The sequence below is a fragment of the Curtobacterium sp. AC272 genome (assembly GCF_979258155.1).
In genome coordinates this window covers 1,657,206-1,674,712 of record NZ_OZ409838.1, presented here as the reverse complement: position 1 = coordinate 1,674,712, position 17,507 = coordinate 1,657,206, and the positions used below count along the sequence as shown (strand labels likewise).

Annotated in this window: 18 protein-coding genes and 1 pseudogene; 7 read left to right on the top strand and 12 right to left on the bottom strand. The window is 70.8% G+C overall.

Annotated features, from left to right (window positions below):
* Nucleotides 1-40: 40 nt before the first annotated feature.
* Nucleotides 41-613, bottom strand: a complete 573-nt coding sequence (locus ACZZ0J_RS08525; RefSeq protein WP_123673739.1) for a TetR/AcrR family transcriptional regulator — start codon at nt 611-613, stop codon at nt 41-43.
* A gap of 109 nt (nt 614-722) precedes the next feature.
* Between ACZZ0J_RS08525 and ACZZ0J_RS08520 the strand changes: the two genes are divergently transcribed.
* Nucleotides 723-1,628, top strand: coding sequence for an SDR family oxidoreductase (locus ACZZ0J_RS08520; RefSeq protein ID WP_463436236.1), 906 nt, complete (start codon nt 723-725; stop codon nt 1,626-1,628).
* Nucleotides 1,629-1,727: 99 nt separating this feature from the next.
* Here the strand turns inward: ACZZ0J_RS08520 and ACZZ0J_RS08515 are convergent, their stop codons facing one another.
* The 4 genes from ACZZ0J_RS08515 to ACZZ0J_RS08500 all read right to left on the bottom strand — a co-directional run bounded on the left by ACZZ0J_RS08515 (nt 1,728) and on the right by ACZZ0J_RS08500 (nt 4,215).
* On the bottom strand, nt 1,728-2,432 hold the full coding sequence (locus tag ACZZ0J_RS08515) for an NAD(P)/FAD-dependent oxidoreductase (RefSeq protein ID WP_463436235.1): 705 nt from the start codon (nt 2,430-2,432) through the stop codon (nt 1,728-1,730).
* The gene (locus ACZZ0J_RS08510) at nt 2,336-3,025 is read right to left on the bottom strand and encodes an NAD(P)/FAD-dependent oxidoreductase (RefSeq protein WP_463436234.1); all 690 of its coding nucleotides are present in this window, start codon (nt 3,023-3,025) and stop codon (nt 2,336-2,338) included. Before ACZZ0J_RS08510 ends, ACZZ0J_RS08515 begins: the two co-directional genes overlap by 97 nt.
* A gap of 103 nt (nt 3,026-3,128) precedes the next feature.
* The gene (locus tag ACZZ0J_RS08505) at nt 3,129-3,677 is read right to left on the bottom strand and encodes a dihydrofolate reductase family protein (RefSeq protein ID WP_463436233.1); all 549 of its coding nucleotides are present in this window, start codon (nt 3,675-3,677) and stop codon (nt 3,129-3,131) included.
* Nucleotides 3,678-3,696: 19 nt separating this feature from the next.
* Nucleotides 3,697-4,215 carry a hypothetical protein gene (locus tag ACZZ0J_RS08500; RefSeq protein ID WP_463436232.1) on the bottom strand — a complete coding sequence of 173 codons (519 nt, stop codon included), beginning with the start codon at nt 4,213-4,215 and terminating at the stop codon, nt 3,697-3,699.
* A 184-nt stretch (nt 4,216-4,399) separates the two neighbouring features.
* On the opposite strand from ACZZ0J_RS08500, the gene ACZZ0J_RS08495 reads away from it, so the two are divergent.
* Together ACZZ0J_RS08495 and ACZZ0J_RS08490 are read left to right on the top strand one after the other, a co-directional pair.
* Nucleotides 4,400-5,071 carry an alpha/beta fold hydrolase gene (locus ACZZ0J_RS08495; protein ID WP_463436231.1) on the top strand — a complete coding sequence of 224 codons (672 nt, stop codon included), beginning with the start codon at nt 4,400-4,402 and terminating at the stop codon, nt 5,069-5,071.
* The gene (locus ACZZ0J_RS08490) at nt 5,068-5,799 is read left to right on the top strand and encodes an esterase/lipase family protein (protein ID WP_228509694.1); all 732 of its coding nucleotides are present in this window, start codon (nt 5,068-5,070) and stop codon (nt 5,797-5,799) included. The genes ACZZ0J_RS08495 and ACZZ0J_RS08490 overlap by 4 nt, the downstream gene beginning before the upstream one ends.
* A 168-nt stretch (nt 5,800-5,967) precedes the next feature.
* On the opposite strand, the gene ACZZ0J_RS08485 is transcribed toward ACZZ0J_RS08490, so the two are convergent.
* Both ACZZ0J_RS08485 and ACZZ0J_RS08480 read right to left on the bottom strand, forming a co-directional pair.
* The gene (locus ACZZ0J_RS08485; protein ID WP_463436230.1) at nt 5,968-6,255 is read right to left on the bottom strand and encodes a VOC family protein; all 288 of its coding nucleotides are present in this window, start codon (nt 6,253-6,255) and stop codon (nt 5,968-5,970) included.
* Nucleotides 6,256-6,413: 158 nt separating this feature from the next.
* A complete protein-coding gene (locus ACZZ0J_RS08480) occupies nt 6,414-7,421 on the bottom strand; it encodes a LacI family DNA-binding transcriptional regulator (RefSeq protein ID WP_194650685.1) in 1,008 nt (335 codons plus the stop codon).
* A 164-nt stretch (nt 7,422-7,585) separates the two neighbouring features.
* Between ACZZ0J_RS08480 and ACZZ0J_RS08475 the strand changes: the two genes are divergently transcribed.
* From ACZZ0J_RS08475 to ACZZ0J_RS08465, 3 genes are read left to right on the top strand one after another with little or no spacing between them, the layout of a single operon-like run.
* The gene (locus ACZZ0J_RS08475; protein ID WP_235036018.1) at nt 7,586-8,575 is read left to right on the top strand and encodes an ABC transporter permease; all 990 of its coding nucleotides are present in this window, start codon (nt 7,586-7,588) and stop codon (nt 8,573-8,575) included.
* Complete coding sequence (locus tag ACZZ0J_RS08470; RefSeq protein WP_123338546.1) at nt 8,572-9,498, top strand: carbohydrate ABC transporter permease; 927 nt, start codon at nt 8,572-8,574, stop codon at nt 9,496-9,498. Before ACZZ0J_RS08475 ends, ACZZ0J_RS08470 begins: the two co-directional genes overlap by 4 nt.
* Nucleotides 9,499-9,503: 5 nt before the next feature.
* Nucleotides 9,504-11,078 (top strand): ABC transporter substrate-binding protein, encoded by a 1,575-nt coding sequence (locus ACZZ0J_RS08465; protein ID WP_463436229.1) that lies wholly within the window; start codon nt 9,504-9,506, stop codon nt 11,076-11,078.
* 245 nt (nt 11,079-11,323) lie between these two features.
* Here the strand turns inward: ACZZ0J_RS08465 and ACZZ0J_RS08460 are convergent, their stop codons facing one another.
* The 3 genes and pseudogenes from ACZZ0J_RS08460 to ACZZ0J_RS08450 form a co-directional block, all read right to left on the bottom strand.
* Nucleotides 11,324-11,716 (bottom strand): CatA-like O-acetyltransferase, encoded by a 393-nt coding sequence (locus ACZZ0J_RS08460; protein ID WP_463436228.1) that lies wholly within the window; start codon nt 11,714-11,716, stop codon nt 11,324-11,326.
* 95 nt (nt 11,717-11,811) lie between these two features.
* Nucleotides 11,812-11,976 (bottom strand): annotated as a pseudogene (locus ACZZ0J_RS08455) (CatA-like O-acetyltransferase); the annotation flags it as partial.
* Nucleotides 11,973-12,665 carry a maleylpyruvate isomerase family mycothiol-dependent enzyme gene (locus ACZZ0J_RS08450; RefSeq protein ID WP_194673224.1) on the bottom strand — a complete coding sequence of 231 codons (693 nt, stop codon included), beginning with the start codon at nt 12,663-12,665 and terminating at the stop codon, nt 11,973-11,975. The gene ACZZ0J_RS08450 and the pseudogene ACZZ0J_RS08455, both read right to left, overlap by 4 nt.
* A gap of 40 nt (nt 12,666-12,705) precedes the next feature.
* Between ACZZ0J_RS08450 and ACZZ0J_RS08445 the strand changes: the two genes are divergently transcribed.
* Nucleotides 12,706-13,260, top strand: coding sequence for a YbaK/EbsC family protein (locus ACZZ0J_RS08445; RefSeq protein WP_194646920.1), 555 nt, complete (start codon nt 12,706-12,708; stop codon nt 13,258-13,260).
* On the opposite strand, the gene ACZZ0J_RS08440 is transcribed toward ACZZ0J_RS08445, so the two are convergent.
* Complete coding sequence (locus tag ACZZ0J_RS08440; protein ID WP_123292292.1) at nt 13,261-13,629, bottom strand: VOC family protein; 369 nt, start codon at nt 13,627-13,629, stop codon at nt 13,261-13,263.
* 19 nt (nt 13,630-13,648) lie between these two features.
* Nucleotides 13,649-17,506, bottom strand: a complete 3,858-nt coding sequence (gene hrpA, locus ACZZ0J_RS08435) for an ATP-dependent RNA helicase HrpA (RefSeq protein ID WP_463436227.1) — start codon at nt 17,504-17,506, stop codon at nt 13,649-13,651.
* Nucleotide 17,507: the final 1 nt, after the last annotated feature.

Below are 17,507 nucleotides of genomic sequence, written 5' to 3'. Positions count from 1 at the left end.
ACCGGATCGTCACATGATGCGCGCGGCAGGTAGAGCCGTCTCAACGCCCGGGGTGCACCAGCGTCGCCAGGGCGTCGAGCCGTTCGTGCACGATCGCAGCGAACGGGCGGTCCTCACCCGGAGCGATCCACTGGGCGAAGGACAGGTGGAACACCGTCACGGCGGTCTCGGCGGCCATCGTCGCCGCCGGTTCGGGGACGCCGCGCTCGCGCATGACCTCGCCCAGGCGTGCCTTCAGGGTGGCGAGCTTGCCGAGCTCCCGTTCGCCGAGCGCTGCGTTCGCGTCGATGATCGTCTGCCGGGCCCGCGACCACGACCGGCGGTCCTCGGGGAAGAACCCGGCGGCGGCGTCGAGGGCGCGACCGACCAGGTCGAACGGCGCCGCATCGGCCGGGGCGGCCGTGATCGGGTCGACGAACATCGCGAGGAAGTCGTCCTGGCCGGCGAACAGGACCTCGCGCTTGTCCGCGAAGTGCCGGAAGAAGGTGCGCTCGGTGACCTCGGCCTCGGCGGCGATCCGCGCGACCGTGGTGCCGTCGTAGCCCTCGGACGCGAAGAGCTGCAGCGCGACCGCCTGCAGTCGTTCACGCGTTCCGGGTTGCCATCGAGCCATGCGCAGAGTCTACTGATCCGGACGCCTTGATGACAGCGGCTGACATCGAGTGCTACGGTGATGTCAGTTCATGACATCACCGCCGTGGACGCCTGCGAAAGGACCACTCATGCACGTGTTCGTCACCGGGGCCTCCGGCTGGATCGGCTCCCACACCGTCGACGACCTGCTCGCCGCCGGACACACCGTCTCCGGGCTCGCCCGGTCCGACGCCTCGGCCGCAGCGCTCGAGGCGAAGGGCGTCACCGTCGTCCGGGGCGACCTCGACGACCTCGACGCCATCCGCCGCGGAGCCGCCGAGGCCGAGGGCGTCCTGCACCTCGCCAACAAGCACGACTGGGCGAACGCCGCCGCCACGAACGCCAGCGAGCGGGCCGCCGTCGAGACCATCGGTGCAGCGCTCGTCGGCACCGACCGCCCGTTCGTCCTCGCGTCGGGCGTCGCCGGGCTCGCCCAGGGCCGCCCCTCGACCGAAGCGGACGCCAACCCGTTCGTCGGCCCGGAGAGCATGCGCGGCGGCAGCGAGAACCGCGGCTTCGACTTCGTCGACCAGGGGGTGCGCACGATCGCGGCCCGGTTCAGCCCCACCACGCACGGCACCGGTGACCACGGCTTCATCGCCGCGATCGTCGGGGCAGCCCGGCAGCGCGGCGTCTCGGGCTACGTCGGCGACGGCACCAACAGCTGGTCCGCCGTGCACGTCACCGATGCCGCCCGGCTCGTCCGCCTCGGGCTCGAGCAGGCCCCGGCCGGCACGCGGCTGCACGCCGTCGCCGAGACCGCGATCCCGACCCGCGCGATCGCCGAGGCCATCGGCGAGGTCCTCGGGCTGCCGGTGACCTCGATCGACCCGGCGGACGCGGACGCGCACTTCGGGTTCATCGGCCGGTTCTTCGGCATGGAGATGTCCGCCACGTCCGAGGCCACCCAGGAGCTCCTCGGGTGGGAGCCCACCGGGCCGGGGCTGCTCGAGGACATCGCCGCCGGCGCCTACTCCGGCGTGCGGGTCGCGTAGGCGGCGCGGAGCACTCGCGGATGGTGAGCAGAAATGGTCGGGTCCCGTCTCCGGACCCGACCATTCCTGCTCACGAAGCGAACGCCGCGAACCCCCGCGTTACTCGGACTTCTGCATCTGCCACGGCTCCGGCTCGCGGTCGCCGTTCGGGCGCACGGGCCGGACGTCGCCGACGATCGGGATCGCGCGCTTCCGCATGAACCACAGGTAGCGGACGAAGAAGTGCGACAGCGTCGACAGCCGGTTGCCGTTGCCGAGCAGCGACGCGATGTGCACCGCCACCCACGCCAGCCACGCGACCGGCCCGACGAGCGTGATGCCACCCCGCAGCTGCGCGACGGCGGCGTTCGTGCCGATGGTCGCCATCGTGCCCTTGTCGAAGTACTTGAAGTGCTCGGTGGGCTTGCCCTCGAGCAGACGCTTGATCTGCTTCGCGACGTGCCGTCCACCCTGCAGCGCCGGCTGGGCCAGCTGCGCGAGGGCCTCGGACTGCGCCGCGATGTCGCCGGCCGAGAAGATCCGCTCGGCGCCGTTGACGCGCAGGTCGTCGCCGACCTGGATGCGTCCGCCGCTGGTCTGCGGCAGGCCCCAGCCCGAGACCTCCTTGTGGGCGGCGACGCCGGTGGCCCAGATGACCTGCGAGGCGGGGATGAACTCGCCGTCAGCCGTCATCACGCCGTCGGTCTTGACCTCGGAGACGCCGGTGTTCAGCCGGAGGACGACGCCGCGCTTCCGCAGGACCTTGGCCGCGTACCGGCGCAGACGCGGGGCGAACGGCTTGAGCAGTTCGCCACTGCGGTGCACGAGGGTGATCGTGATGGCACCCTTGTCCAGCTCGGGGTACGCCCCTCGAGTGCCTGGTCGCGGAGCTCCGCGAGCGCGCCGGCCATCTCGACGCCGGTCGCGCCGCCGCCGACGATGACGATCTTGATCTCGTCGGGGCCCTGGTTCGCGGCAGCCTCTTCCAGCCGGGTGAACAGCTCGTCGCGGATGCGCAGGGCCTGCGAGCGGGAGTACATCGAGTACGCGTACTCGTAGGCGCCCGGGGTGCCGAAGTAGCTCGTGTTCACGCCGTTCGCGAGCACCAGGTAGTCGTAGTGCAGGTGCTCACCGTCGGACATCTCGGCGATGCGTTCGTCGGTCCGGATGCCGGTGAGCAGGCCGTGCCGGAACTCGGCGTTGTCCTGCTTGGCGCGCAGGCTGCGCAGGAAGTACGTCACGTCGCCGGCGTTCAGCCCGCCCGTCGCCACCTGGTACATGAGGGGCTGGAACATGTTGTAGACGTGCCGGTCGACGAGCGTCACCCGGACGGGAGCGTCCGCCAGCTCGCGCATGGCAGCGACACCGGCGAATCCACCGCCGACGATGACGACGTGCGGGCGGGTGTCCTGGGGCATGCTGATCCGGCTTTCTTCGGTTCGTGAGGTGGTCACCCACGAGGGTACGCGCGCTGTGGACCGCTCCCGTCCACTGCCGACCGGGAGGCCCGGGTCGGCTCCGTCAGGCGTCGAGCCGTGCGTAGGTGCTCACGACGTTCCCCTTGCTCGTCACGGTGCTGTCGACCAGCCGCAGGCGCGTGGCCGGGTCGGTCGGCTCGAAGAGCTTCCGGCCGGAGCCGGCGATCGCCGGGTGCACCATCAGCTGGAGCTCGTCCAGGAGCCCCGCGAACAGCAGGTGCCGGACGACGCTCACGCTGCCGCACACCGCGATGTCGGCGCCGTCGCGTTCCTTGAGCTCGCGGACGAAGGCGTCGAGGTCACCCGGGATCCTGGTGGTGTTCTGCCACGCCAGGTCGTCGCCGAGCGTCGTGGAGGCCACGTACTTCTCGATCGGGTTGATCCACTGCCCGAAGCCGTCGTCAGGGTGCGCCGGCCACCACTCGGACCACTCGAGGTATCTGTTCCTGCCGAGCAGGACGGTGTCGGTGCGGGCCATGAACGCGCCCATCCCGGCCCCGAGCTCGTCGTCGAAGCTGTCGTACTGGAACTCGTACGGGTCCTGCACGACGCCGTCGACCGACGTGAACAGCCCTGCGGTGACCTTGCGCATGGCCGGAGCGTACTGCGGATCAGCTGCCGGTGCCGCTCTCGCTGCTGCTGCCGTCCGTGCCGCTGCCGGATCCGTACCCGGGGAGCTGCCCGGTGCCGTTGCCCGGGAACTGGTTCGTGCCGCCGTTGGTCCCGCCGTTCGTGCCGGGAACCTGCGTGGTCGACTGGGACTGGTCCCCACCGATCGCATGCCCGATGGCGAAGCCGATGCCGCCGCCGACGAGCAGCGCCGCGAGCCCGACGATCGCAGCCAGGACGGGCCAGAACCACGGCGGCTTCGGTGCGCTCTTCCGGCTCGTCGGGGCCGAGGCGCCGTACCACGGGGTGGCGCCGTTCGGGTCGCCGGCGTTCCAGGAGCCGACGTCGGACCGGTAGGGCTGCTGGGCGTACTGGTTCGGTGCGGGTGCGGGTGCCGGCGCGTCGAGGGTGGCGGTCGAGGTCGGCGTCGGGGCCGAACCCCAGCCGGCCGGTGCCGCTGCCGAGCGCGTGCGGGCGGCGTCGCCCGGTTCGTGGCCGTTCGGGGGAGTGGTGTCGCTCATGGAAGGCAGTGCACACCCCCTGTCTATGGGTGCCCGATGACGACGCTGACCCGGTGCTGCGAACCGCCGCGTAGCCTCGGCTCGTGCGCGCCAAGGTGGAGACTATCCGGATCGACGGCCGGCCGGTGCGCCTGCACACCGCGGCACCCGCCGGACGGCTGCAGAGGACCTGCTGCCCACGCTCGTGCTGGTCCACGGCATCGGGATGTCCCATCGCTCGTTCGCCCGCTCGCAGCGCGCCCTCGCCGCGACCCACCGCACGGTCAGCGTCGACCTGCCCGGCTTCGGCGGACTGCCAGCGGCCGGCCGGTCGCTGTCGATGGCCGAGCTCGGCGACCTGGTCGTGCGCGCCGTCCGGGCGCGGGGAGCCGACGACCTCGTGCTCGTCGGACAGTCGATGGGCGCGCAGGTCGTGGTCGAAGCCGCCCGGCAGCACCCCGCGTCCGTCGGCTCCGTCGTGCTCGTCAGCCCCGTCATCCCGGTGGAGCGTCGCTCGCTGCCCCTGGTGGCGTCGGATCTGTTCCGCGACGGGGCGGGCGAGGGGTTCCGGATGAACGGCGTGCTCGTCACCGACTACCTGCGGAGCCTGCGGCAGTACCTCCGCGAGCTGCGCCCGATGCTCCGGTACCGGATGGAGGACACCGTCGCCGAGGTCCGGCACCCCGTCCTCGTGGTCCGTGGCACCGACGATCCGATCGTGCGCCGCGACTGGGCCGTCCGCGTCGCCGCGAACGCTCCGCGGGGATCGTTCGTCGAACTGCCCGGGCCGCACCACGTGCAGGAGCGACAGCCCGTCGCGTTCGCCCGGCTCGTCGGCGAGTTCCGACGCTCCCAGGAACTGGAGGGCCTCCGATGACCGAGCCGACCACGTCGGTGACCGGACCGAAGCGCGCGGGCCGACCCGTGCCTCCCGGCATCCCGCTGGTGCGACGCGTGAGGTGGGCCGCACTCGACTGGTGGTACGCGATCTCGTGGCAGGTGCGGAGCCTCGGGCCCACCACCGCTGACGACTACCGGACCGGCGACGGCCAGCCCGTCGTCGTGATCCCGGGTGTCTACGAGACCTGGCACTTCATGCGGCCACTCATGGACGCCCTGCACGACCGCGGGCACCCGGTGCACGTGCTGCCGGTGCTGCGGCACAACCTGCGGCCGGTGCCGGAGTCGGCGCGCGACGTGTTCGCGTACCTCGAGGAGCACGACCTGCGGAACGTGCTCGTGCTCGCGCACAGCAAGGGCGGGCTCATCGGGAAGTACGCGATGACCCAGCTCGACGACCACGGCCGCATCGACCGCATGGTCGCCGTGTCGACGCCGTTCGCCGGGTCGGGCTACGCGCGGCTCGCTCCGGTGCGGCACCTACGGGTGTTCCGGGCGGCCGACCCCGTGCTCGCCGGACTGGCGCGGGAGCTCGACGCGAACGCCCGCATCACCTCGGTCTACGGGGTGTTCGACACGCTCATCCCCGAGGGCAGTGGACTGTCCGGGGCGACGAACGTGCGGCTGCCGGTGGGTGGGCACTTCCGGATCCTCGGTGACGCCCGCACGCGCGACGCGGTCCTGGCGGCCGCCGACCCGGCCTGAGGCGCGGTCCCGCGCCCGTCCCGTCCCCGTCCCGCCCCCGTCCCCGTCCCCGTCCCCGTCCTCGAGGTTCCGAAATCTCGGCATGTCGGCGCTCGGATCGCCGCGGTTCGGAACCTCGGCGGCGATCACCCGGCGTGTTGTGGAACCTCGGGACGCGGCCAGCCTGCCTCAGGCCCCGGGCAGGAACAGGCAGAACGGGTGCCCGTCCGGGTCGAGCAGCACCCGGACGTCGTCTTGCGGTTGGAACGCGGCCTGTGTGGCACCGAGCTCCTCGGCGCGGGCGACGGCTGCCGGCAGGTCCTCCACCTGGAAGTCGAGGTGCAGCTGCATGCCGGGGGCGTCGGCGGTGCCGGGCCAGGTCGGTGCGACGTACTCGGGCTCGTACTGCACGGACAGGCCGGGCCCTCGGCGGGGCGGATGCGGGCCCAGGTCGGGTCGTCCTCGTACACGGTCCACCCGGTCAGGGCGCCGTAGAACCGGGCGAGGGCGATCGGCTCGGGGGACTGCAGGACGGTCGCGGCGAGCGTCGGCATCGAGGCGTCTTCGCTGGTCATGCCGCGGAGCGTACGCCGATCAGCGATCAGCGATCAGCGATCAGCGACCAGCGACCAGCGTCAGCGGTCGGCGACGCTCGCGCGCTCGACGATGCGGTGCGGCACCACCACGGTCTCGGGCGGCAGGCTCCGGTCCTCGATCCGTCGCGTCAGCAGGTCGAGTGCTGCCGTCGCGAACGCCCGCCGGTCGAACGACACCGTGCTGAGCGCGGGGATCGCGTACGCCGCACCGTCGATGTCGTCGAACCCGATGACGCTGACGTCCTCGGGGACGCGGACACCTCGGGCGGCCAGGACGTGCAGCACGCCGAAGGCGATCGAGTCCGTGAACGCGAACACGGCGTCGGGCAGGGGGTGCTCGTCGAGCCAGGCCGCGAACGCCGTCGCCGCCGAACTCGTCGTCCAGGACGGCAGCGGCACCCGCAGTGCGGGGTCCGGTTCGATCCCGGCGGTGGCGAGGGCGGCGAGGTACCCGCGCTCCCGCAGCTCGCTGGTGGCAGTGGGCTCGGACGCCCGGGCGGCACCGACGACCGCGATCCGGCGGTGGCCCCGGGAAACCAGGTAGGCGGTGACCTGCTCGGCGGCGGCCCGGCTGTCGACGTGCACCTGGTCGACGTGCTCGGGTTCGACCTCACCGATCACGACGGTCGGCGGCAGCCCCTCGGTCGAGGCCAGGACGCTCGCGCTGAGCGACACCGGGTTGAGCACGAGGCCGTCGACGAGGTGGGCGCGGGCTCGTGAGACGAGTTCGCGCTCGCGAGCCGGGTCGTTGCCGGTCTGGTCGAGCTGGACGACCCATCCGCGCTCGCGGGCGAGTTCGACGAACCACTGCGCGAGTTCGGCGGAGTAGGCGCTGCCCATCTCGGGAAGGGTCAGGGCGATCGCGCCGGAGCGGCCGTTCCGCAGGCCGCGGGCGGACAGGTTCGGCACGTAGTCGAGTTCGGCGACGGCCCGCTCGACGCGCTCGCGGGTCTCCGGGCGCACCACCACGCCGCCGTTGATGACGTTGGAGACGGTCTTCGGCGACACCCCGGCGAGGGTGGCCACGTCCCGCACGGTTGCGCGCATCGGGACGAGCGTAGCGCGGCAGGTCGCCGGTGGAGTCGTCGTGCGGGGCTGTGGGTGTGCGCTCACTGGAGCGTTACAACGATGGAAACGTTTGGCAACGGATTGCCACGTTGTAACTCCGCACGCCAGGGTCGCTGCAGGAATCCAACGGAGGAGGCCACCGAGTGACGAAGCTCGACGTCCGCGCGACGACCACCGCGCACACCGCACCACCACCCGACCCCGGGCTCCGCCGACGGAGCACGTGGCAGCGGATCCGCCGCGACCGGGTGCTGCTGCTGATGGGCCTGCCGGGAGTCGCCCTGCTGCTCGGGTTCCACTACCTGCCGCTGCTCGGCAACCTCATCGCGTTCCAGGAGTACCTGCCGTTCGTCCCGCTCGGCCGCAGCCCCTGGGTCGGGTTCGAGAACTTCTCGGTGGTGTTCGACGGCAACGGTGAGTTCCTCGGCGCGCTCCGGAACACGCTCGTGATCACCCTCGTGCAGGTCGTGTTCGTGTTCCCCGCGCCGATCATCCTGGCGCTCATGCTCAACTCGCTGCTGTCCGAGCGGATCAAGGGCGTCGTGCAGTCGATCCTGTACCTGCCGCACTTCCTGTCGTGGGTGATCGTCGTCGCGGTGTTCCAGCAGATCCTCGGCGGCTCCGGGCTGGTGAACAACGCGATCCGTGCCGCCGGCGGCGACGCGATCGACTTCCTCGGCAACCCCGACGGGTTCATCGCCCTGCTCACCAGCCAGGTGATCTGGAAGGACACCGGCTGGGCGACGATCCTGTTCCTCGCCGTCCTCAGCTCGATCGACGCCAGCCTGTACGAGGCGGCGAAGATGGACGGTGCCTCGCGCTGGCGCCAGCTGTGGCACGTCACCCTGCCCGGCATGCGCGGCATCATCATCCTGCTGCTCATCCTGCGGCTCGGCGACTCGCTCACCGTGGGCTTCGAGCAGATCATCCTGCAGCAGCAGGCCGTGGGTCGTGCCGCCAGCGAGGTCCTCGACACCTACGTCTACAACAACGGCGTGCTCGGTGGGCAGTGGGGTGTCGCCGCGGCCGTCGGACTCGTCAAGGGCGTCGTGGGCGTGCTGCTCGTGCTCGGCGCCAACAAGCTCGCGCACGTCTTCGGCGAAGCGGGCGTCTACCAGAAGGAGTCGCGATGACCGCCACGCACACCGTGACCGTCCCACGGGCGAAGAAGCGCAGACGCGGTGGTCCGGACGCGGCGCCGCTGCCCGGACGGCTGCTCACCGGAGCGGTCCTGCTCGTGATCTGCCTCGTCGTGATCCTGCCGTTCGTCGGCATTGTGTCGACGAGCCTCGCACCCACCAGCCAGGTGAACGACGCCGGCGGGTTCGTGATGTGGCCGAAGGGCTTCGACCTCAGCGCCTACGAGAGCATCTTCGCCGGCGGTGTCGTCACCCGAGCCCTGGTCGTGAGCATCGGCATCACCACCGTCGGGACGCTCATCAGCCTGTTCGTGAGCGCGATGCTCGCCTACGCCCTCAGCCGTCCGGGCTCCTACGGGTCGGGCGCCGTGCTCGGCCTCGTGCTCGTCAGCCTGCTGTTCGCGCCAGGCCTCATCCCGAACTACCTCGTCGTGAAGCAGTTCGGGCTGCTCGACTCGTACTGGGCGCTCATCCTGCCCACCGCCCTGAGCGCCTTCAACGTCATCGTGATGCGGTCGTTCTTCATGGCGATCCCGCAGGAGCTCCTCGAGTCGGCACGCATCGACGGCGCCGGGGACTTCGCGGTGTTCTGGCGGATCGTGCTGCCGCTGTCGAAGGCCGTCCTCGCCGTCATCGGCCTGTTCTACGCCGTCGGCTACTGGAACGCGTTCTTCAACGCGCTGCTCTACATCAACGACACCGCGAAGTGGCCCCTGCAGCTGGTGCTCCGCACCTACGTGATCAACAACGCGCAGCTCGGCGGCGCCGACCTCGGGGCATCGGCCGATGCCCTCCCACCGCAGGCCTCGATCCAGATGGCGATCCTCGTCGTCTCGATCGTGCCGATCCTCATCGTCTACCCGTTCCTGCAGCGGCACTTCGCCAAGGGTGTCCTGACCGGTGCGGTGAAGGGCTGACCAGCGTGACGAACAACGGAATCACCCGCCGCGCGCTCATCGCGGGCGGTCTCGGGGTCGCAGCCACGGGCCTCCTGGCCAGCTGCTCCACCGTGACCCGCTCGACCGACGTCAAAGCGATCAACCAGGCGGTCACGCTGCCGGACTACGTGCCGTGGGCCGGCGGGCCGGCGCCGGCGTTCCCGAAGACGAGTGCGCTCATGCCGAGCGCGTTCCGGAAGATCCCGGCGACGCTCGTGCCCACCGACGGCAAGCCGGGCGACGGCTCGACCGTGCACGGTAGCGTCCCGACGAACTCGCCCGTGCCGCCCTCCAAGGGCAGCAACCCGTACTGGCAGGGGCTCGACCAGCGGATGGGGATCGACCTCGACCTGACCATCACGCCGAACGCCGACTTCGGCAACAAGTTCGCCACGCAGGTCGCGGGCGACACCCTCGGCGACGTGTTCACGGTGTTCGGGTCGTTCCCGTACCTGCCGCAGTTCCTCGAAGCGAAGGCCGCAGACCTCAGTCCGCACCTGTCCGGCAGCGGCGTCCGCGACTACCCGTACCTCGCCAACCTGCCGACCGCGTCGTGGCGCGGCACCGTCTTCTCCGGCGGCATCTACGGCGTCCCCGTCCCGCGCGGACCGCTGACGTCGCAGGCCCTGTACCGCCGGCAGGACCGGTTCGAAGCCCTCGGCGTCGACCCCGCGTTCTCGAGCGTCGACGAGTTCGTGCAGGTCTGCCGCGACGTCTCGGACCCGCACAGCAACCGGTGGGCCCTGGCCTCGGTGCCGACGAACATCCTCGGTCCGATGCTCGGGCTGCCGAACCAGTGGCAGGTCGAGGGTGGCCGGTTCACCCACATGTACGAGCAGGACGAGTACCAGGACCTGCTCGAGGTGTCGCGGAAGCTCATCGCCGAGGACCTCGTCCACCCGGACAGCATCACCGCCTACAACGGCAAGGTCTGGTTCGTGCAGGGCTCCGCGCTCATGCTCTCCGACACGTACAGCGCCATCCCCGGACTGCTGCAGCAGGCCACCCCGGGCAGCGGTTTCGAGCTGACCATCGCCCCCTTCGTCGGACCGTCCGGAGCGGAGCCGAAGCCGTGGCTCGGCGACCCGAACAACGCGATCGCGGCCGTCGCTGCCGGTGGTGAGGACCGCGTGAAGATGCTCCTCGAGGTCCTGGAACTGGTGCGCGTCGCCCTTCGGTACCGAGGCCTGGATGTACCGCAAGTTCGGCATCGAGGGCCGCGACTTCGAGTACCGCGACGGATCGCCGGTCCTCACGAAGACCGGCAACAGCGAGACCGCGCTCGGCGAGTTCCCGTTGCAGTACTTCACCGAGTGCCCGTTGCCGCTGTACTACTCGGGCAACCCGGCGATGACGGACACCGTGTACGAGTCGCTGTCGTCGTGGGTCGACCGCGGGCTGCCGAACCCCGCCTACGGCCTGTACTCGCCGACGAACTCGACGACCGGGCCGGCCCTCGGTACCTTCGCGACGAACGCGATCAACGACGTGCTGCTCGGGCGGGCGAAGGTGTCGTCGTGGAAGGGGACCGTGCGGGAGTGGCGTCGCCGGGGCGGTGACGCGATCCGCCGCGAGAACCAGCAGGCGTTGGCGGCGCGGTCGTCCTGACGCGCTGGTCGTGTTCTGCCGCGCGAGACGCCGTCGTCGTGCCGAGACGCCTCCACATCACCGAGAACGCCGCGCCGTTTCGCGGCGTCTCGCGCACACGACGGCGTCGTGCGCGGCCCTGGACTCGCGGCGAGCGGACGGGAGGCACGTGGCGGGTCCGCCACGGGCCTCCCGTCCGTCAGCGCGGGTCGGACCGTCACGCCAGCCACGACGGGTCCGCGAACAGGTCCTCGAGCTCCTGGACCAACCGGGAGGTGTGGAAACCGTCGGCCGCCGCGTGGTTGATCTGCAGCGCCATCGGCATCACGGTGCGGTCACCCTCCGCCCGGTACCGGCCGAGCGTGACGATCGGCAACAGGTGGTCGTACCCGTCGCGGACGTGCAGCGCGAACCCCGTGAACGACGTGCGGGGGAAGGTGGAGACGTCGAACACGTTCCTGGGCCGGTCGTCCTGCGGGAACATTCGGACGTCGTCCCGGTACCGATCCATCGTCTCGACCGCGGCGGCGTGGAACCGCCCGAAGTCCTCGTCGTAGGGCACGACCAACGCCGAGAAGGTCTCCGTGTCCGGGTGGAACACCGTGAACATCGGGTGCACGACGTCCCAGACGCCGGGGAGCCGTCGTCGAGCAGCTGCATCCGGAACTCGGCGTGACGGTTGACGACGGTCGCGATCGCCCAGATCTGGGACGCGTAGGTCTTCGCCGCGCTCGTGCGGACCGCCGCGACGAACGCCGTGACGTCGACGTCGACGGTCACCTCGTAGGAGCACTGCACACGCTGGCGGTAGTGCTCGAAGTGCTCGCGGCGGGGCCAGGTGTCCAGGTCGATCGGTCGGAGCTCCGTCATGGCACCAGTCTGGTCGCGAGTGCGGCGTCGAGTGCTGCCCGCTCGCCGTCGATCGTCAGCTCGACCTCGTCGAGCGCCCGTCGCTTCCACAGGAGGAGCAGCACGTCCTCCGCCCGACCGGTGACGATGACGGCGGCGTCGCCACCGTCCGTGCCGTCGAGCGAGGCCTCGCCGGGTGCGTCGGAGAACGCGAACGCGACGGTCCGCGCCAGCGCCGCGATGCGGCCGAGCCGCACCTGACGCGGGTACAGGTCACCGACGACCTCACGAACGCCGTCGGTCGCCAGCTCGACCGGGAGGCCCGGCTCGACTCCCAGCGCCCGCTGCGCGTCCCACAGGTGGATCGCGGTCTCGTGCGCCTGGCGACGTGCCCAGGTCGCGGCCGTGTCCGGCGGGTAGATCGCCGAGCACGGGGTGTCCGAGGAGCGTGCCCGGAGCGCCGCGACGAGTTCGCCGGCTCCCGTGCGGAAGCGGTCCGCGAGGTCGTCGTGCGCGAGCGGTGCGGGCTCCGAACCGGTCAGCTGCCCGAGCGCCCACCGGTGCACGTCGGTCAGATGGACACCGAGGTCCTCGACGGACCAACCAGGGCACGACGGCACCGGTGCCGCGCGGTCGCCGGACCGCAGGACGTCGTCGAACCGTTGCGCTGCTCCGGCGAGGGCGGTGAGGTGGGTGTCGTACGTCGACATGGAGCCAGCATGGTCACGAGGTGCTCCCTAGGGTGGAGCCATGCCGACGCTCGAACGGGTTCCTGCCCTGACCGCCCCGGAACTGCTGGCCGCACCGGTCGCGGCAGCGCTCGCCGCGTTGCCCGCCGATGTCGCCGCACGGATCGAGGCAGCTCCGATCGACCCTGACCTGGCGGACACCGCCGCGTTCTCGGAGGCGTACGGCTTCCCGCTCGACGGCGGGGCGAACTGCATCGTCGTCGCGGGCAAGCGCGGCGAGGACGTCCGGTTCGCCGCGTGCGTCGTGCTCGCCCACACCCGCCTCGACGTGAACCGTGTCGTCCGGAAGCTGCTCGACGTGCGGAAGGCGAGCTTCGCGCCGATGGACCAGGCTGTGGAGCTGACGGGCATGGAGTACGGCGGGATCACCCCGATCGGGCTGCCCTCCGCTTGGCCGGTGTACGTCGATTCCCGCGTGCCCGATGCACCGGACGCGGTGATCGGGGCAGGCCGCCGCGGCGCGAAGGTGTTCCTGCCCGGCTCCGTCCTCGGAGCGCTGCCGGGTGTGCAGGTCGTCGAGGGCCTGGCGACCGAGGGGCTCGCGACCGAAGGCTGATCAGTCGTTCGGGCGGATGAGGCAGAACGGGTGGCCCGCCGGGTCGAGGTACACGCGGAACGTCGGGGTCGCCGAGCCCGTCGCGGTCGCACCGATCGCCAGGACCGCGGCCTCGCCGTCGTCGAGGTCCTCGACCTTCACGTCGAGGTGGCTCTGCTGCGGGACGAGCTGGCCGGGCCACTCGGGTGCGCGGTAGTCCTCGACCTGCTGGAACGCCAGGAGCGGCCGCTGGTCGGTGAAGGGGAGCGCGACCTCCGCCCAGTCCTCGTCGAAGCCGACGATCTCGCCGCCGAGCAGCTCCGCGTAGAAGCGCGCCAGGCCGCGAGGGTCTGCGCAGTCCAGGACGACCATGTCGAGTGTGCCGATCATGGCCGTCACGGTAGACCGATCAGCGCGCCGCGGTCAGGGCCTTCGTGATCCGCTGCAACGACACCGTCTCGGCGGTGCCGAGTTCCTGCGCGAACAGGCTGAGGCGGAACTCCTCGAGCATCCACCTCGCGTGCACGAGCTCGGGGTGCGAACCGACTGCCGGAGGGAAAGCCCCGCCAGCGTCGACGTAGCGGTCGGTGGCGACGGTGACCTCGCGCATCCACGTGGCATCGCGCCCGGGGTTCTGCAGCAGCTTCTGCACGCGTGCCTCGATGCCCTGCAGGTAGACCCGGATGCGCCGGAGCCGGTCGGTCCCGGCGACGGAGACGAACCCCGGGGAGACGAGACGCTCCATCTGCTGGCGCATGTCCGTCAGCGCACCGAGCAGGGACATCGAGTTCGCCTGCTTGAGTGCTCGTTCGGCGGACCGTTGGGCGAGGAGCACGGCAGCGAGCTCGGACACGGCCGTGAACATCGTGTCGACGACCGTCGCCGACACCGCATCACGGACCGCTTCGAACGCGGCCTTCGTGAACACGAGCCCGTCCGGGTGAGCGCGACGGATCACCGCGTCGACGACGGCCGCGAGCACGTCGTCGAAGAGTGCGTTCGTGGAGGCGTACGGGCTCGCCGCGAGTGCGAGCTTCTCCTGCGCGGTCAGGTGCGACTGGATGTACGACACCGGCGACGGCACCGCGAGCATCACCAGGCGACGGACCCCGGCGGGCATGCGCACCTGCCGGTCGGACGGCGTCGCGAGCAACTGCACGCCGACGGTCGCCTTCGGACCGGAGCCCTCTTCCACCAGGGACGGGTACGCGCGGATGACGCCACCGGCCTGCTTGGTGTCGAGGGTCTGCGGCAGGTCCTGGGCCGGCCAGGTCGTCAGGCCGGACTGCTCCACCCCGGCACCGCCACCAGCGGCGGCGACGCGAGCCGCGCCTCCTGGCTGTCCCGCAGCCCGCACCGTGGCGGAGGCGACACTCTGCTGCGTGCGGTCCTTGAGCTTCGTCTGCAGGACCGACAGGTCCTTGCCGGCCTCGACGCGCCGACCACGTTCGTCGACGACTGCCCAGGTCGGCAGCAGGTGCGATGGCACGCGGGCCAGGTCGAAGTCGGACTCCGACACCGGCACGTAGGTCATGCGCTGGATCGCCTTGGCCAGGGTCGCGCGGAACGACTCGGTCGGCTCGGTCGGGGCGTCGTCCGGCAGTTCGGCGACGATCTTCTCGGCCCAGTCGGCTGCGGGTACGACGTTCTTGCGGATCTGCTTCGGCAGCGACTTGATGAGGGCGGTCACGAGCTCCTTGCGCAGGCCGCGGACCTGCCAGTCGAAGCCCTCTTCGCGCATGCGGGGGAGCAGCGCGAGCGGCACCTGCACGCTGACGCCGTCGTCCTGCGCGCCCGGCTCGAAGCGGTACTGGATCGCGAGTCGCTGGTCGCCGCTCCGCCACTGGGTCGGGTACTCGACGTCGTCCTCCGCCGCCTTGGCAGCGGATTCGTCCAGGAGGTCCGCCCGGCGCATCGTGAGCAGGTCCGGTTGGTCGCGGCGCGTCGTCCGCCACCACCCCTCGAAGTCACGGGTCGTCGCGATGTCGGCGGGGATGCGGGCGTCGTAGAACTCGTAGACGTTCTCGTCGTCGAGCAGGATGTCGCGCCGACGCGTGCGCTCCTCGAGCTGTTCGAGTTCCTTGCGGAGCTTCCGGTTGGCACGGTCGAACGCCTGCTGCGACTCCCACTCGTTCTCGACCAGGGCGTGGCGGATGAAGAGCTCGCGCGAGTGCTCCGGGTCGATCCGGGCGTACTGCACCCGGCGCCGCTGCACGATCGGGACGCCGAACAGGGTCACCCGCTCGTAGGCGACGACCGCGCCCTGCTTCTTCTCCCAGTGCGGTTCGCCGTAGGTGCGCTTCAGCAGGTCACCGGCGAGGGGCTCGACCCACGCGGGGTCGATCCGGCCGACGGTCCGTGCGAACAGCCGACTGGTCTCGACGAGTTCGGCCGCCATCACCGCATCGGGCTGCTTCTTCGCGAGCACACTGCCCGGGAACACCACGAACCGGGTGTTCCGCGAGCCGAGGTAGTCACGCTTCTCGCGGTCGCGCAGCCCGATCTGGCTGAGCAGACCGGCGAGCAGGGACCGGTGCACCGCGTCGCCGTCGTCGGAGCGGGACTGCCCGACCCGGACGTCGACCTGCTTCGCGGCGCGGGAGAGCTGGCGGTAGAGGTCCTGCCACTCGCGGATGCGCAGGTAGTTGAGGAACTCGGCCTTGCAGAGCCGGCGGAACGCGCTCGACGACAGCTCGTCCTGCTTGTCCTCGATGTAGTTCCACAGCGCGAGCAGGGTGAGGAAGTCGCTCGTCGGGTCAGCGAAGCGGGCATGCATCTGGTCGGCGTGGGCGCGCTTCTCGAGCGGGCGTTCGCGGGGGTCCTGGATGCTCAGGGCGCTGACGACCGCGACGACCTCGCGACCGACGCCCTGCCGCCCGGCCTCGAGCACCATCCGGCCGAGCCGCGGGTCGATCGGCAGCCGGGTGAGCTGTCGTCCGGACTTGGTGATCCGGCCGTCCTTGTCGACGGCGCGGAGTTCGCGCAGCAGGTCGAGGCCGTCCTTCACCCCACGGGAGTCCGGCGGCTGCAGGAACGGGAACGACTCGATGTCACCGAACCCGAGCGAGATCATCTGCAGGATCACCGCGGCGAGGTTCGTCCGCAGGATCTCGGGGTCGGTGAACTCGTCGCGGCGCTCGAAGTCGTCTTCGGAGTAGAGCCGGATCGCGATGCCGGCACTCGTGCGGCCCGCTCGACCCGAACGCTGGTTCGCGCTGGCCTGCGAGATCGCCTCGATCGGCAGCCGCTGCACCTTGGCGCGCGGGGAGTACCGCGAGATGCGGGCGGTCCCGGTGTCGATGACGTACTTGATGCCGGGCACCGTCAGCGAGGTCTCGGCGACGTTCGTGGCGAGCACGACGCGTCGGCGGATCCCCGGCGTGGTGCGTCGGTCGAACACTCGGTGCTGGTCGGCGGCGGAGAGCCGGCCGTACAGGGGCAGGACCTCGGTGCCCTGGTAGCGCTTGCCCTCGATCGCGTCCTGCGCGTCGCGGATCTCGTTCTCGCCGGACAGGAACACGAGCACGTCGCCGGGTTCTTCGCGCGCGAGTTCGTCGAGTGCGTCGGTGATCCCCTGCAGGGTGTCGCGGTCGTCGGCGCCGTTCGCCCCGCCACGGTCGGCCGTCCGCGAGTCGGTCTCGTCGTCCTCGTCGGTGTCGTCGGCGTCCTCGGACACGAGCGGGCGGTACCGGATCTCGACGGGGTAGGTCCGTCCGGAGACCTCGATGATCGGGGCGTCGCCGAAGTGCTTCGAGAAGGACTCGGGGTCGATCGTCGCACTCGTGATGATGAGCTTGAGGTCGGGTCGCCGGACCAGGAGTCGCTTGAGGTAGCCGAGCAGGAAGTCGATCGTGAGCGACCGCTCGTGCGCCTCGTCGATGATGATCGTGTCGTACCGCTTCAGGTCGCGGTCGAAGTGGATCTCGTTCAGCAGGATGCCGTCGGTCATCAGCTTGATGCGGGTGTTCGACGACACCTTGTCGGTGAACCGGACCTGGTAGCCGACGAGGTCGCCGAGGTCGCTGCCGAGTTCTTCGGACACGCGCTCGGCGATGGTGCGAGCGGCGATCCGACGGGGCTGGGTGTGTCCGATGTGCTCACGCCCCAGCTCGAGGCAGATCTTCGGCAGCTGGGTGGTCTTGCCCGAGCCGGTGGCCCCCGCGACGATGACGACCTGGTTGTCACGGATGGCAGCCGCGATGTCGTCCCGCCGCTGCGAGACCGGCAGTTCGGGCGGGTACGTGATGACTGGCGGCGTGGGAGACATG

What these genes read in the sequence shown, in the direction of transcription:
- ACZZ0J_RS08505 (WP_463436233.1), bottom strand. Translation starts at nt 3,677, where the DNA reads ATGCGCAAGGTCACCGCAGGGCTGTTCACGTCGGTCGACGGCGTCGTG.
- hrpA (WP_463436227.1), bottom strand. Translation starts at nt 17,506, where the DNA reads ATGTCTCCCACGCCGCCAGTCATCACGTACCCGCCCGAACTGCCGGTC.
- ACZZ0J_RS08445 (WP_194646920.1), top strand. Translation starts at nt 12,706, where the DNA reads ATGCCGACGCTCGAACGGGTTCCTGCCCTGACCGCCCCGGAACTGCTG.
- ACZZ0J_RS08490 (WP_228509694.1), top strand. Translation starts at nt 5,068, where the DNA reads ATGACCGAGCCGACCACGTCGGTGACCGGACCGAAGCGCGCGGGCCGA.
- ACZZ0J_RS08480 (WP_194650685.1), bottom strand. Translation starts at nt 7,421, where the DNA reads ATGCGCGCAACCGTGCGGGACGTGGCCACCCTCGCCGGGGTGTCGCCG.
- ACZZ0J_RS08525 (WP_123673739.1), bottom strand. Translation starts at nt 613, where the DNA reads ATGGCTCGATGGCAACCCGGAACGCGTGAACGACTGCAGGCGGTCGCG.
- ACZZ0J_RS08500 (WP_463436232.1), bottom strand. Translation starts at nt 4,215, where the DNA reads ATGAGCGACACCACTCCCCCGAACGGCCACGAACCGGGCGACGCCGCC.
- ACZZ0J_RS08470 (WP_123338546.1), top strand. Translation starts at nt 8,572, where the DNA reads ATGACCGCCACGCACACCGTGACCGTCCCACGGGCGAAGAAGCGCAGA.
- ACZZ0J_RS08450 (WP_194673224.1), bottom strand. Translation starts at nt 12,665, where the DNA reads ATGTCGACGTACGACACCCACCTCACCGCCCTCGCCGGAGCAGCGCAA.
- ACZZ0J_RS08440 (WP_123292292.1), bottom strand. Translation starts at nt 13,629, where the DNA reads ATGATCGGCACACTCGACATGGTCGTCCTGGACTGCGCAGACCCTCGC.
- ACZZ0J_RS08520 (WP_463436236.1), top strand. Translation starts at nt 723, where the DNA reads ATGCACGTGTTCGTCACCGGGGCCTCCGGCTGGATCGGCTCCCACACC.
- ACZZ0J_RS08460 (WP_463436228.1), bottom strand. Translation starts at nt 11,716, where the DNA reads ATGTTCACGGTGTTCCACCCGGACACGGAGACCTTCTCGGCGTTGGTC.
- ACZZ0J_RS08510 (WP_463436234.1), bottom strand. Translation starts at nt 3,025, where the DNA reads ATGCCCCAGGACACCCGCCCGCACGTCGTCATCGTCGGCGGTGGATTC.